The sequence below is a fragment of the Streptococcus mitis genome, from assembly GCF_023109105.1.
Lineage (GTDB): Bacteria > Bacillota > Bacilli > Lactobacillales > Streptococcaceae > Streptococcus > Streptococcus mitis_BW.
The window spans coordinates 1-14326 of the sequence record NZ_JALDTZ010000020.1; the positions used below are offsets into that span (position 1 = coordinate 1).

Sequence of the window (14326 nt, forward strand, 5' to 3'; positions counted from 1 at the left end):
TGCCACTGGTTTTTAGGGTTTTTATCAGACTAACTTCCACTTGAATTAGCGATGGAACTTAGTTTGGGAATTTAGCATTTTATTGAAAGTTTACCTTTTATGGTATAATAGATAGAGTGAGGAAATCCATGCAAAATCAATTAAATGAATTAAAACAAAAAATGCTGGAATTTTTCCAGCTAGTAAAATCAAAAATAAATCATAAAAAATCAGAGAAAGTCTCAGAAGAGAAGAAGTCGGATGTGACAGGTAGGAAAATCCTGTCTATCCTGGGTGGCATTTTAGTTGCTATTAAGGGGATTTTGAATACTCTCTTTATTCTAGGCTTTATCGGTGGGCTTTTTGGTGCTGGTGTAGCTCTTGGTTATGGGGTTGCTTTGTTTGATAAAGCCAAGGTCCCCCAATCGGAGGACTTGGTCAAGCAGGTTAAACATATTTCTTCCATCTCAGAAATTGTTTACGCAGATGGGAGTGTCATTGCTTCTATCGAGAGTGATTTACTGAGAACTTCTGTCTCATCTGAGGAAATATCGGACAATCTCAAAAAGGCTATCGTTGCAACTGAGGACGAACATTTTCTTGAACATAATGGGGTTGTGCCAAAAGCTGTGATTCGGGCGACTTTGGGAACCTTTGCAGGTTTGGGCTCATCTAGCGGGGGCTCGACCTTGACCCAACAGTTAATCAAACAACAAGTGGTTGGAGATGCTCCGACTTTGGCTCGTAAGGCTACAGAAATTGTTGATGCCCTTGCCTTGGAACGCAACATGAGTAAGGATGAAATATTGACCACCTATCTCAACGTTGCTCCCTTTGGTCGAAATCATAAAGGGCAGAATATTGCAGGTGCCCAGCAAGCTGCTGAAGGGATTTTCGGTATCGATGCCAACAAGTTGAGTATTCCCCAAGCTGCCTTCCTAGCAGGTTTGCCACAGAGTCCGATTACTTATTCACCTTATGAAAATACTGGAGAGTTAAAGAGTGATGAAGATTTAGAGCTTGGTTTGAAACGAGCTAAGGATGTTCTCTATAATATGTACCGTACGGGTGCCTTGACTCAGGAAGAATACGACCAGTACAAGGATTACAATCTCAAACAAGACTTTTTGCCATCAGGAACTGTCAATGCTGTTTCAAGAGATTACCTTTACTTTACGGCTATGTCTGAAGCAACAGATCGTATGTATGATTATTTAATTCAGCAGGACAATGTCTCTAGTCAAGAGTTGAAAAAGGAAGCGATTCAAAAGGCATATCATGAGCGTGCTGAGCAGGAACTCAGTAATGGTGGCTACAAAATCACTACAACGATCAATAAAAAAATCCATAACGCCATGCAAAATGCAGTTGCTAACTACGGTCGTTTGGTAGATGATTCGACTGGGCAGCCTGAAGTAGGGAATGTTTTGATGGACAATAAAACGGGGGCTGTTCTAGGCTTCGTTGGTGGTCGTAATTACCAGACAAACCAAAACAATCACGCCTTTGATACCAAGCGTTCGCCAGCCTCTACAACCAAGCCTTTGCTGGCCTACGGTATTGCCATTGACCAAGGTTTGATGGGAAGCGCTAGTATCTTGTCAAATTATCCGACAAAATTCTCTAATGGCAATCCTATCATGTATGTGAACAGTCCAGGTACAGGCATGATGACTCTGGGTGAAGCCTTGAACTATTCATGGAATATCCCAGCCTATTGGACCTATCGCATGCTTCGTGAGAAGGGTGTAGATGTCAAGGGTTACATGGAGAAAATGGGTTACGAGATTCCGGAGTACGGTATCGAAAGTCTGCCTATGGGTGGTGGGATTGAAGTCACAGTTGCCCAGCATACAAATGGTTATCAGACACTAGCTAATAACGGTGTCTACCATCAGAAACATGTGATTTCTAAGATTGAATCATCTGATGGTAGAGTAATCTATGAATTCCAAGACAAACCAGTTCAAGTGTACTCGAAGGCAACAGCAACGATTATGCAGAGTTTGCTTCGTGAGGTGATTTCATCCCGAATCACTTCAAGTTTCCAAACAGACTTGACTTCTATCAATTCAAGCTTAGCTCGTGCAGACTGGATTGGGAAGACTGGTACAACCAATGAAGACGAAAATATGTGGCTCATGCTTTCGACACCAAGATTGACTCTAGGTGGTTGGCTAGGGCATGATGACAACCGCCCAATGGCTAAGGGTGCTGGGCATTATCGAAATGCCAAATATATGGCTTACTTAGTCAATGCTATCCAACAGGCTGAGCCTGGTGTTTGGGGCAATGAACGCTTTAGTCTTGATTCTAGTGTGACTCAATCTCAGGTTCTCAGATCTACAGGGCAGAAGCCAGGCAAAGTGTCCGTTAATGGAAAAACAGTTGATCTTTCAGGTTCTACTGTAACGAGCTATTGGGCTAATAAAGCGGGAGCTCCTACAACAAGCTATCACTTTGCTATTGGAGGAAGTGAAGCAGATTACCAAAACGCTTGGTCAAGTATCGTTAGCACATTGCCAACTCCTTCTAGTTCAAGTACTAGTTCGAATAGCAGTTCTAACAATAGTAGCAATTCAAGCGCTACTAGACCTTCTTCTTCAACGACGAGACGATAAGTTCTTTAAACTTTTCTAAATGAAGTGGCTAATCAATGGATTGCCACTTTTTCTTTTTTCCTTTCGTGTTACAATAAAGGTATGAATCAGTATCAGAAAAAGATTGTTAAAGGAACCATTTATTCGCTCCTATCCGGCTTAATCTGGGGAATCTGTGGAATTTTAGGAGAATATTTCTTTACTCATTATCAAGTGTCCTCTGGCTGGATTACCTCTATGCGTTTGACACTGGCAGGGAGTCTTGTGCTCATTTGGTCTGCAGTGCAATTAAAATCGCAAGTGCTAGATATTTGGCGAGATAAGAAAAATTACCTGCCCTTTTTAGTCTATGCTATTTTGGGTATTTTTTCAGTTCAGTATTTTTTCTATCTCTGTGTAGAATACTCAAATGCAGCGACAGCAACTATTTTACAGTTTATTAGCCCTGTCTTTATCCTCTTTTACAATCGTTTGGTTTATCAAAAACGAGCGTCAAAAAGCGCTATTTTCTATGTTTTGGTTGCCATGCTGGGTGTTTGCTTGATGGCGACAAAGGGGGATCTCTCTCAGTTATCCATGACACCGCTAGCTCTTATAACAGGTCTGCTGAGTGCCATGGGGGTCATGTTTAATGTTATCTTACCTCAACCTTTTGCTAAGCGTTATGGGTTTGTACCCACGGTTGGGTGGGGGATGATTTTGGCAGGTTTATTTAGCAATGTCCTCTCGCCGGTTTACCAGCTTTCCTTTACTCTTGATATTTGGAGTATCTTGATTTGTCTCATTATCGCTTTCTTTGGAACGGCTTTTGCCTTTTTTATTTCCATGAAGGCTGTTTCCTTGGTTTCTCCTTTGGTGGTTTCCGTTATCAGTGCCAGTGAACCTCTCTCTTCTGCCCTTTTGAGTGTTTTATTTTTAGGATTGGTAGTGGATTGGTCCCTCCTTCTAGCTATGACCTTGATTATTTTGCCTATGATTTTCCTATCGGTAGAAGAAGCGAAAGAAAGTAAATAAAAAGTCTTTTCTTAATTCTAAAAGTGTGCTATACTAGAATAGTCAATAAAACACGGGGAGATAGTTGTGAAGAGTGTTTTTAGGTTGTATCGGTAGGGGCTTGCTTTTACCGACAGCACGTTTTATCTCACATCCCTAAAAATCATACCTAAAAACAAACAAAAAGGCTTCAAATTTGAGGCCTTTTTTGGTAGAATAGGTATCATTAAAATGAACTAGGAGGCGCCTATGACTGCCACAAAAATGAACGCTCAAGAAATTATCCAATTTATCGCCAATGCTGAAAAGAAAACCAGTGTTAAAGTAACCTTTGAGGGAGAACTCGCAACCGCTGTACCTGGATCTGTTGTTAAACTAGGAAATGTCCTATTTGGAGACTGGAAAGATGTGGCTCCTCTTCTCGATGGTTTGGTAGAAAATCAAGATTATGTTGTCGAGCAAGATGCTCGTAATTCTGCAGTTCCTTTGCTAGATAAACGTGCTATCAATGCTCGTATCGAACCAGGTGCTATTATCCGTGACCAAGTTGAAATTGGTGACAATGCTGTTATCATGATGGGAGCTGTTATCAATATCGGTGCTGAAATTGGTGCAGGAACTATGATTGACATGGGGGCTATCCTTGGTGGCCGTGCCATCGTTGGGAAAAACAGTCACGTTGGTGCAGGTGCGGTTCTTGCAGGTGTGATTGAGCCAGCTAGCGCAGAACCAGTCCGTGTTGGAGACAATGTTCTCATCGGTGCCAATGCAGTAGTTATCGAAGGAGTCCAAATCGGTAGTGGTTCAGTCGTTGCGGCAGGAGCTATTGTTACCCAAGATGTCCCAGAAAACGTGGTAGTAGCAGGTGTTCCAGCTCGTATTATCAAAGAGATTGATGCCCAAACCCAACAAAAAACAGCGCTAGAGGATGCGCTTCGTACCTTGTAATTGTAAAAGTAATAAAGAGGCGGAACCCTTCTTCCAGCCTCTTTCTGCTATATCGGAGGATAGATAGATGTTAGATTTGATTCAGACTAGACGAGATTTGCACCAGATTCCAGAGATTGGCTTAGAGGAGTTCAAGACTCAGGCTTATCTGCTGGATGTGATTGAGAAATTGACTGCGGGCAAGGAGTTTGTTCAAGTTCGTACTTGGCGGACAGGGATTTTGGTCTATTTACAGGGAAGTCAGCCAGAGCGGACCATTGGTTGGAGAACAGATATTGATGGCCTGCCTATCGTCGAACAAACAGGCCTGCCCTTCGCTTCTCTGCATCAAGATCGTATGCATGCTTGTGGCCATGATTTCCACATGACTATTGCTTTAGGCTGTCTTGAGCGAGCCCTTGAGGAGCAACCAAAGAACAATCTGCTCTTTCTGTTTCAACCTGCTGAAGAAAATGAAGCTGGTGGCATGCTCATGTATGAGGATGGCGCTTTTGGAGACTGGTTGCCAGACCAGTTTTATGGGCTTCATGTTCGGCCAGATTTGAAGGTTGGTCAGATTGCGACCAATACTCATACACTTTTTGCAGGGACTTGCGAGGTGAAGATCCGTTTCAAAGGCAAAGGTGGCCACGCAGCCTTTCCACATGAAGCTAATGATGCCTTGGTAGCTGCTAGTTACTTTGTGACCCAAGTACAGTCAGTGGTTAGCCGCAATGTTAATCCAATCGAGGGAGCAGTAGTGACCTTTGGTCTTTTCCAAGCTGGAACCACCAACAATGTCATCACAGACACAGCCTTTTTGCATGGAACTATTCGGGCCTTGACGCAGGACATGAGTCTTTGGGTGCAAAAAAGGGTTAAAACAGTTGCAGAAGGTGTTGCAGCTGCCTTTGATATGGAAGTAGAAGTGGAACTCAAACAAGGTGGATACTTACCTGTTGAGAACAATCCAGCCTTGGCGCGTGAACTGATGGATTTCTTTGAAGAAAAAGACGGAATTGAGTTGATTGATATCGAACCTGCTATGACAGGTGAAGACTTTGGTTATCTCCTTTCAAAAGTTGATGGCGTTATGTTTTGGCTAGGTATCGATAGTCCCTACGCCCTTCATCATCCTCAGATGAGTCCCAAGGAAGAAGCATTAGCCATTGGGGTGGACGCGGTCTCTAGTTTCCTGAAAAAGAAGGCAGCAGAGTAGAGGGGTTGTCTATGAAATCGGAATTACGGAAGCAAGTCTTGCACGAAATGAAGGCTATCCCTCGAACTCAAAAAGTTACTTTGGATCTAGCTTTAACCGAACGACTTTTACAACACCCCTTCTACCAAGAAGCCGAGGTCATCGCAACCTATCTTTCTTTTTCTCATGAGTTTCAAACGCAGGAACTGATTGAGCAGGCGCTGAAGGACGGCAAGAAGGTTCTGATACCCAAAACCTATCCCAAGGGGCGCATGGACTTTGTGGTCTATGATCCACAGCAGTTGGTAAAAACTTCCTTTGGATTACTGGAACCACAGGGAGATTTGGAAGTAGTGGATGCTTCTCAGATTGATTTGATTCATGTTCCTGGTCTGGCTTTTACGACGGAAGGATATCGGATTGGATACGGTGGAGGTTATTATGACCGCTATCTGGAACATTTTTCTGGTCATACTTTGAGTACGGTTTATCCTTGTCAAGTTCAGCAATTCATGCCTGAAAATCATGATATTCCTGTTCAGGAGGTTTTAATTGATGAAGGAAATCTTTGATAGACGTTACCCTGTGACGAGTTTCTTCCTCTTAGCGACGGCCTTGGTGTTTCTATTAATGCTGGTGACTACAGGTGGAGACTTTGACAGGGCGGATACCTTATTTCGATTTGGAGCTATGTATGGACCAGCTATTCGCCTCTTTCCTGAGCAGATTTGGCGTCTCTTTTCTGCCATTTTTGTTCATATTGGATGGGAGCATTTCATTGTTAATATGCTTTCGCTCTATTATCTTGGTAGGCAAGTAGAGGAAATTTTCGGATCCAAGAAGTTTTTCTTTCTCTATCTTTTATCAGGAATGATGGGCAATCTCTTTGTTTTTGTATTTAGTCCCAAATCCTTAGCAGCAGGAGCCTCTACCTCTCTTTATGGGCTATTTGCTGCGATTATCATTCTTCGCTATGCAACGCGTAATCCTTATATCCAACAGCTAGGGCAATCTTATCTGACACTTTTTGTGGTTAACATTATTGGAAGTGTTCTGATTCCAGGAATCAGCCTAGCTGGCCATATCGGAGGTGCAGTTGGTGGCGCATTTCTAGCAGTTATCTTTCCAGTTCGAGGAGAAAGACGGATGTATAGTACCAGCCAGAGGTTAGGAGCGGTAGTGTTATTCGTAGGACTCGCAGTCTTGCTTCTCTACAAGGGAATGGGAATGTGAGAACTAATGTGTAAACGTGAATAAGAAAAAAAGCTACTTAAAAAATGAGTAGCTTTTAATGTGTTTTGGAACCATTCGAAACAACACAGCTCTAAAACTAGATTGTTGGATTTATGAAGCTTAGTAAAGTTTTGGAACCATTCGAAACAACACAGCTCTAAAACCACATATGTTTGCTGAGGCGGTTGCTGAGAGTTTTGGAACCATTCGAAACAACACAGCTCTAAAACTTGTGTCGCGAAAATTCAACGTCAGGGGATAAAAACCACACCTTCCCAGATAAAAAGCTTGATTGAGAATTTTTTGTGCAATAATGGTAGTCCAAACTTGTGCTTTAGCCTCCTCGCACCATGTGATTTGTCGAGAGAGTTGCAAACTGGAATCGTGTCGACCATAGTAAGGCATTAAGTAGGCTGTTGGCAAGCGTTTATCATCACAAAAGATGACCAGAATATTTTCATCTACCAAGCGCTTTATCAGCATAGTGGAGAGAACGATATCCGTTGTCTCCAAAAGCAGGATGTCCACCTCGGACAGGTGAATCAACTCTGTCCGAGAGGCATCTTTAAAAATCAAGTGGTTGTTCTTGTAGGAGAGTTTAGAGTGTGTATTGACAACAACGGTTCTCCATCCCATCAGTCTTCTCCTAGTTTGCTTAAGTCAATCCGAGTCTCGTAGAGGCCAGTGATGGATTGGTGGATAAGGGTGGCGTTGAGGAGTGATGAAGGTGTATAGTCTCTGTAGCGTGGAATTTTTACTCCCAAGAACTCGAAATCAGAAGCACTTCCTTGTGAAGTTAACTCGAATAAACCAGCATTTTTACTATTTCTTGGACCAATGAAACTGAAACATAACTTTTCGATATCAACTGTTTCCCAATCAATAAATGCTTGTCTGATTCTTTCTCCATTTTTTAATGCACCTACATACTTATCGTTAAAATCAAGTACAGATTCTAAAAGTTTAGCAAAATCATTTCGATGTTTCTCAACATACTCTAAGTGTTCTGGTTCAAGTGTTTTATTAATATTCTTAGCATGATACAAAAGAGTCGTATACTTTTCGGGGAGGACCAATTCATTACCTTTATGAATTTCTCCTCGTTTATTGTTTGTTGATAGAATACTTGCTAGTCTTCTTCTCGTACCATCAGGAAACTCAAACAAACTATATTTAGGTAAAGTAATAGTTGATAGAATTTTTATGTATCCTTTTTCAAGAAGATAGTTTTCCTTGTTCTTTTCAAAATTTATTTTATCTAAAATAGAGATACCTTGAAACTCAAGCACTGTCTTTTGTTGTTTTTTCGCTCCTTTTTCAATAATAGCTCTAACTAAGATTGCGTACGAGTTAGAAATACCAGCGTAACCACCGTATTTTCGTGGGTCAAGCCCTTGCTTAATTGGAACAAGATTTTCTTTACTATCTTCTGAAGGTTTAGGAGATGGATTAGAATTGAACAATCCTTTAGGTTTACCTCTATCTAGACCATGTGTTTGCACCTCTGTCTTCTTCACAATATTCACCTGCGGAAGTGAAAGAACTTTTTTGATTGTAGCGAAATCTTTTTCCTTATTCCAAGCGATTTCTCCAGTATCCTTGGAGTATTCGATATTCTCTCTTTTTACGATGGTTCCGTCTGCGTAATGCACCTCTTCTTTAAAGAAGTTCAGCAAGTTTGAGTAGAAGAAATACTTTTCAGTGGCTTTTTCAATTTCTTTAGGATCTTTGGTTCTGGAGATGTATCTCTTAAGATCGTATTTTTGATAGTCACCATAGACGAATTCTGGCTCTAGTTTAGGATATTTCTTAAGGATAGCTTTAGCAACTACTGCATTTAAATAGGCATCATGCGCGTGGTGGTAGTCGTTGATTTCCCGTACCTTGTATAGTCTAAATTCTTTACGGAAGTTGGAAACTAGATTGGATTTTAAAGTGATGATTTTGACGGTACGGTCCTTCTTATCCTTCTCAGTCACTTCTGTATTGAAGCGAGCATCCAAAATCTGTGCAACGTGTTTTGTGATTTGCCGTGTTTCAACTAATTGACGTTTAATAAAGCCAACCTTATCTTCCCTGTCCAAACCACCTCGTTCAGCTTTAGTTAAATTATTAAATTTACGTTCGGAAATTAACTTCGAATCCAATAATTGTTGCCAAAAAGTTTTTCTTTTTCGAACAATCTCTAAACTTGGAACATTATCGGATTTACCACGATTATCCTTTGAACTAGTCAGGACACGGTTATCGAGCGAATCGTCCTTTATAAAGGCCTGAGGGATGATGTGGTCAATGTCACAGCTGCTTAGTTGGTTGATATCAAGAGGTTCCCCAGTGTACATATCCTTCCCATTTTGGAGATAGTAAAGGAAGAGACGGTCATTTTGAAGTTGAATATTATCTGTTGGATGTTCTTTTAATATATTTGAATCAAGTCCAGGTGCTAAATTTTTTAGCGCATCTTCAATGCGTTTATATCTTTGTTGGGAATTCTTTTTCCCTCTGGCAGTTGTCTGATTTTCTCGTGCCATCTCAATCACAATGGACTCGGGAGCGTGCCCCATAACTTTGACAAGCTCATCGACAAGCTTGATACTTTGTAAAATTCCCTTTTTAATAGCAGGACTACCTGGGAGTTCTTGGACAACTTGCTTCACATCGTTTGTCTTACCAACCACTTGAGCTTTTCGGATAATTTCTTTGAAAGAAAGCCCGTCATCATGGATTAACTGCATAAAGTTACGATTGTTCTTACCGTCATCAATCAGATAATCAAGGATTGTTTTTTTACTTTGTTTATCATAGATGCCGTTAATCAACTTAGCAGAGAGTTTTCCCCATCCAGTATAATGTCGACGAGTTAGTGCTTTAATAACTTTCTCATCAAAGATAGAGGCATGTTGAGCAAGGCGTTGCTTAATCATCTCACGATCTTCAAAGATAGTTAGCGTGTGGACGATATTTTCAAGAATTGCTTCATTTTTAACATCATCCATAAACTCTTTATCCTTGATAATTTTGAGTAAATCATGATAAGTAGAAAGACTGGTGTTAAATTGTTTTTCAATCCCTTTTAGTTCGATTCCATCGTAGCCGTCAACATTGTGTAGAAACTGTATGATGTCTTTTTCTGTTACTTTCCTTTTCTCTTTGAATAATTGAGTGACAATTTGCTTCTTCTGTCCACTATCAAGGAATTGATAGTCTCTCAATCCTTCTGCAATAAATTTTACTTTTGTTAATTCATTATAGACAGCAAATGTTTCATATAACAGACTATGCTTAGGCAAAACTTTTTCTTCTGGAAGATACAAATCATAGTTAGTCATCTTATTGATGAAGTCTTCTGCAGATCTTACTTGGTCAACAACTTCTTCAAAATTCCAGGGGCGAATTGCTTGGCCAGAATTTCGAGTAAGCCAAGCAAAATCACAATTGCCACGAGCCAATGGGCCAACGTAGTAAGGGATACGGAAGGTCAAGATTTTCTCTATCTTTTCTTTATTTTCCTGCAGAAATGGATAATGTTCTCCTTGTCGACGGATAATGGCATTCATTTCTTGAAGATGAATTTGATGAGGAATAGAACCATTATCAAAGGTGCGTTGTTTTCTCAAGAAATCTTCACGTTCAATTTTATCAAGGAAATAATCTGCTCCTTCGAGTTTAGAGAGAGGATTTTTGATGTATTTGTAAAATGCTTCTTGAGTGGTCTTACCATCGATATATCCAGCATATCCATCTTTAGATTGGTCAGAAAAAACTTCATCATATTTTTCTGGAAGATTTGTTTTGATGAATTGTTTTAAAGCAGTCAAGTCTTTTTGGTGATTTTCATAGCGGTCAATCATAGATGCTGATAATGGAGCCTTGGTTGAAGGATCTGTAATAGTTAAGATTCCTGATAAAAGAATGGCATCATAGAGTTTTTTAGCAACTAGGAAAAGGTCTGCAAAGTCATCTCCAATTTGTCCGAGTAAGTTTTCCAAATCCTCATCATAGGTATCTTTAGAGAATTGTAGTGGGGCTTTTTCTTCTAAGTCAAAATGTTTTTTAAAATCAGCCTGATTTCCTACAATTAACTTGAGAAATTCGGAAAACAAACCAGTGGACTTTTCATCAGAAAAGAATTTTAGAACGCGTTCTCTCTTTGCAGATTTACTGATTTTATCTGTAAAAATTGCTTCTACTTGTGCGTTTTGTCCGCTAAGTGAACTTCCTTCAAAAGTGTTGTCGTAAATGCTTATAAACTCGTTAAATATTTTTTGGATATCATTGTTTCTAATATCGAATGTATCTTCGTATAAAAAATGCCCGCGATATTTAATCATATGAGCTAATGCTAGATAGATCAAGCGCAAGTCAGCTTTTTCTTTTGAGTCCGCAAGGTATTTTCTCAAATGATAGATAGTTGGAAATTTCTTGTGATATTCTTTTTCTTCTTCCAAGGTAGCAAAAATAGGGTATTTACTTCCTCTTTTATCCTTAGGAACTAAAAAGGAGTCATCTAATCGATGAAAGAAACTACTATCCACCTTGCTTATTTCCTGAGAAAAGATTTCTTGAAGATAGCGAAGACGATTTTTTCGACGGGTATAGCGACGGCGCGAGGTTCGTTTTAGACGTCTATCTTCAGCAGTAGTCCCTTCATCAAATAATAAAGCTCCAATCAGATTTTTTTTGATAAAATGTTTATTAGTATTGCCCAGAACTTTCATCTTTTTCGATGGCACCTTATAGTCATCCGTAATGACGGCCCATCCGACACTGTTTGTTCCGATATCAAGTCCGATAGAGTAAGGTTTGTTGCTCATTTAGATTTCTCCTTTGGGTTATACTCTTTAAGTTCTTATTAGTAAACGCTAATATATTAACTTTAGCTAAATTATATATCTTTTGACTATTAAAATCAAGAAATTGTAAAACGTTTTCAATGTGTAAGTTTTTAATCTTATAAAATGAAGTGTTATTCTATTTTATAACAATTTCTCCTTGCAATTTTTAATAGAAAAGTATACAATACAAGTGTTGGAACTATTCGAAACAACACAGCAAGTTAAAATAAGGCTTTGTCCGTACACAACTTGAAAAAGTGCGCACCGATTCGGTGCTTTTTATTTTATTATACAAACTTATTGTAGCCGCATTCTTGTTAAAAAACAAATAATATCGTTGTGCTTTCATAAAATATAAGTAGAGTAAGTAAGAAATATAGATTTCTTTTTAGATTATAGATGTTCTAAAATAAAAAGAACCGGGATAATTAACTATCCTAGTTCTTTTTATATGGAATATTCTGTTATTCCTCCCCAGCCAATTCTTTTCCTAGTTGGATGAGGTAATCTTTCAAGTCATCTTTGACTTGTGGGTGCTTGAGGGCGTAGTCAATAGATGTTTTCATAAAGCCAAACTTATCCCCAACGTCGTAACGAGCTCCTGTAAATTCACGGGCGAAAACACGTTGTGTTTTATTAAGCGTATCAATAGCGTCGGTAAGCTGGATTTCATTTCCAGCGCCAGGAGCTTGCTTTTCGAGAATATCAAAAATTTCTGGTGTGAGCAGATAACGACCGATAATAGCTAGATCACTTGGAGCATCTTCTGGAGCTGGTTTTTCTACGAAAGTTTCAACACTATAGAGTCCATTGATTCCTTCTCCTTGAGGAGCAATGACTCCATATGATGAAACGTCTTCATGAGCTACAGGCATGACAGCAATGGTTGATGCGTGAGTCGTCTCGTAATCGTTCATCAATTGTTTTGTCAAAGGAACAGCATGGTCATCTGTGATATCCATTAGGTCGTCACCTAGCATGACAACGAAGGGTTCATTTCCTACAAAAGCCTTAGCTTGTAAAACAGCATCTCCAAGACCACGAGGATGGCTTTGACGGATAAAGTGAAGGCGAATGCCAGTTGTTTCGTCTACCAATTTTAGCAAGTCATGTTTGCCTTTTTCTTTGAGGTTGTACTCAAGCTCAAAGTTTGAGTCAAAGTGGTCTTCAATAGAACGTTTTGATTTACCAGTGACAACCAGAATATCTTCAATACCTGATTTAAGAGCTTCTTCTACGATAAATTGGATAGTTGGTTTGTCCACAATTGGCAACATTTCTTTAGCGAGTGCTTTGGTTGCTGGTAAAAATCGAGTCCCGAGTCCAGCGGCAGGGATGACTGCCTTTCTAACTTTTGATGACATAAGAATCCTTTCTTTAGAGGGTTAAGACCACTCATTTTCTGCTTTAAATTCATTGTTCATGATGTCATAAATGGCATCTTTGATATTGGTTCCGTGGTAGATAACTTGGTAAATGGCCTGCGTAATTGGCATATAGACCCCAAGTTCTTGCGCTAGTTCATAGGCTGCTCGAGTCGTTGAGATTCCTTCAATTACCATGCCCATATTGGCTTCGATATCAGCTAGGGATTCTCCACGACCAAGGGCATCTCCAGCTCTCCAGTTACGAGAGTGGATGGAAGTTCCTGTTACGATTAAATCTCCCACACCAGATAAGCCGCTATAGGTCAATGGATTAGCTCCGAGTGCTACTCCTAGGCGGGTAATTTCTGCTAAGCCTCGAGCGATGATGGCTGCCTTAGCATTATCACCAAATCCCAGACCATGTAAAGCTCCAGCACCGACAGCAATAATGTTTTTAAGAGCGCCAGCAGTTTCAACTCCGATAACATCCGTATTGGTATAAAGTCGGAAGTAGTGATTACTAAAGAGCTCTTGAACGTATTGAGCTGTTTGTAAGTCTTTAGAAGCAGCAGTGATTAAAGTCAGGTCACGCACAATGGTCTCTTCTGCATGACTAGGACCTGAAACAACGACGATATCACTGCGGAGCTGTTCAGGAATTTCTTCTTCAAGGATGGTTGATAATCGTTTATGGCTGTCAGGTTCTAATCCCTTTGATGCGTGCATGATAATTGCCTTATGGTCTAAGGTTTTTGCAACTTGTTGGGCAACAAGTCGTGTCACTTTTGTTGGGACAACAAATAAAATCGCATCTACATCTTTCAATGCCTCTGCTAAGTCAGTATAGGCATGGATATTTTCATCTAGAACGACATCTTTAAAGTAGTGTTTGTTAGTATGATAGGTATTAATTTCATTGATTTGCTCGGGAAGATTTCCCCAAATACGTACCTCGTGTCCATTGTCATTTAAGACTTGTGAAAGGGCAGTTCCCCAAGAACCAGGCCCCAAGACGGCGACGGTTTGTTTTTCCATGATTTCCTCCTTAATAGAGTCCTTTCCATTATTCTATCATATTCTAGAGGATTTTGCACTTGCATTGCTGGGGTGTGTGGCTTTGTTATATTCAATGAAAATCAAAGAGCAAACTAGGAAGCTAGCCGCAGGTTGCTCAAAGCACTGCTTTGAGGTTGT

9 protein-coding genes and 1 pseudogene are annotated in these 14326 nt (G+C 40.0%); 6 read left to right on the forward strand and 4 right to left on the reverse strand.

The features are described 5' to 3' along the window. Nucleotides 1–128: 128 nt before the first annotated feature. The 6 genes from pbp1b (at nucleotide 129) to M1F37_RS09145 (ending at nucleotide 6930) form a co-directional block, all read left to right on the forward strand. Nucleotides 129–2600, forward strand: coding sequence for a penicillin-binding protein PBP1B (gene pbp1b, locus M1F37_RS09120; RefSeq protein WP_247935559.1), 2472 nt, complete (start codon nucleotides 129–131; stop codon nucleotides 2598–2600). 81 nt (nucleotides 2601–2681) lie between these two features. Beyond that, entirely contained in the window at nucleotides 2682–3593 is a 912-nt protein-coding gene (locus M1F37_RS09125; protein ID WP_247935560.1) for a DMT family transporter, read from the forward strand. Between the two features lie 228 nt (nucleotides 3594–3821). Beyond that, the gene (gene dapD / locus M1F37_RS09130; protein ID WP_049511636.1) at nucleotides 3822–4520 is read left to right on the forward strand and encodes a 2,3,4,5-tetrahydropyridine-2,6-dicarboxylate N-acetyltransferase; all 699 of its coding nucleotides are present in this window, start codon (nucleotides 3822–3824) and stop codon (nucleotides 4518–4520) included. A 67-nt stretch (nucleotides 4521–4587) separates the two neighbouring features. Then, nucleotides 4588–5718 (forward strand): N-acetyldiaminopimelate deacetylase, encoded by a 1131-nt coding sequence (locus tag M1F37_RS09135; protein ID WP_247935561.1) that lies wholly within the window; start codon nucleotides 4588–4590, stop codon nucleotides 5716–5718. An 11-nt stretch (nucleotides 5719–5729) separates the two neighbouring features. Then, complete coding sequence (locus tag M1F37_RS09140) at nucleotides 5730–6269, forward strand: 5-formyltetrahydrofolate cyclo-ligase (RefSeq protein WP_070526278.1); 540 nt, start codon at nucleotides 5730–5732, stop codon at nucleotides 6267–6269. Then, complete coding sequence (locus M1F37_RS09145; protein WP_247935562.1) at nucleotides 6253–6930, forward strand: rhomboid family intramembrane serine protease; 678 nt, start codon at nucleotides 6253–6255, stop codon at nucleotides 6928–6930. Before M1F37_RS09140 ends, M1F37_RS09145 begins: the two co-directional genes overlap by 17 nt. A 258-nt stretch (nucleotides 6931–7188) precedes the next feature. On the opposite strand, the pseudogene cas1 reads toward M1F37_RS09145, so the two are convergent. From cas1 to M1F37_RS09165, 4 genes and pseudogenes are all read right to left on the reverse strand, one after another. After that, a pseudogene (gene cas1, locus M1F37_RS09150) lies at nucleotides 7189–7566 on the reverse strand (type II CRISPR-associated endonuclease Cas1); the annotation flags it as partial. Further along, entirely contained in the window at nucleotides 7566–11744 is a 4179-nt protein-coding gene (gene cas9 / locus M1F37_RS09155; RefSeq protein ID WP_247935563.1) for a type II CRISPR RNA-guided endonuclease Cas9, read from the reverse strand. The pseudogene cas1 and the gene cas9, both read right to left, overlap by 1 nt. Before the next feature lie 485 nt (nucleotides 11745–12229). After that, a complete protein-coding gene (galU, locus tag M1F37_RS09160; protein WP_247935564.1) occupies nucleotides 12230–13129 on the reverse strand; it encodes a UTP--glucose-1-phosphate uridylyltransferase GalU in 900 nt (299 codons plus the stop codon). A gap of 21 nt (nucleotides 13130–13150) precedes the next feature. Then, on the reverse strand, nucleotides 13151–14167 hold the full coding sequence (locus tag M1F37_RS09165) for an NAD(P)H-dependent glycerol-3-phosphate dehydrogenase (RefSeq protein WP_247935565.1): 1017 nt from the start codon (nucleotides 14165–14167) through the stop codon (nucleotides 13151–13153). Between the last annotated feature and the right edge of the window lie 159 nt (nucleotides 14168–14326).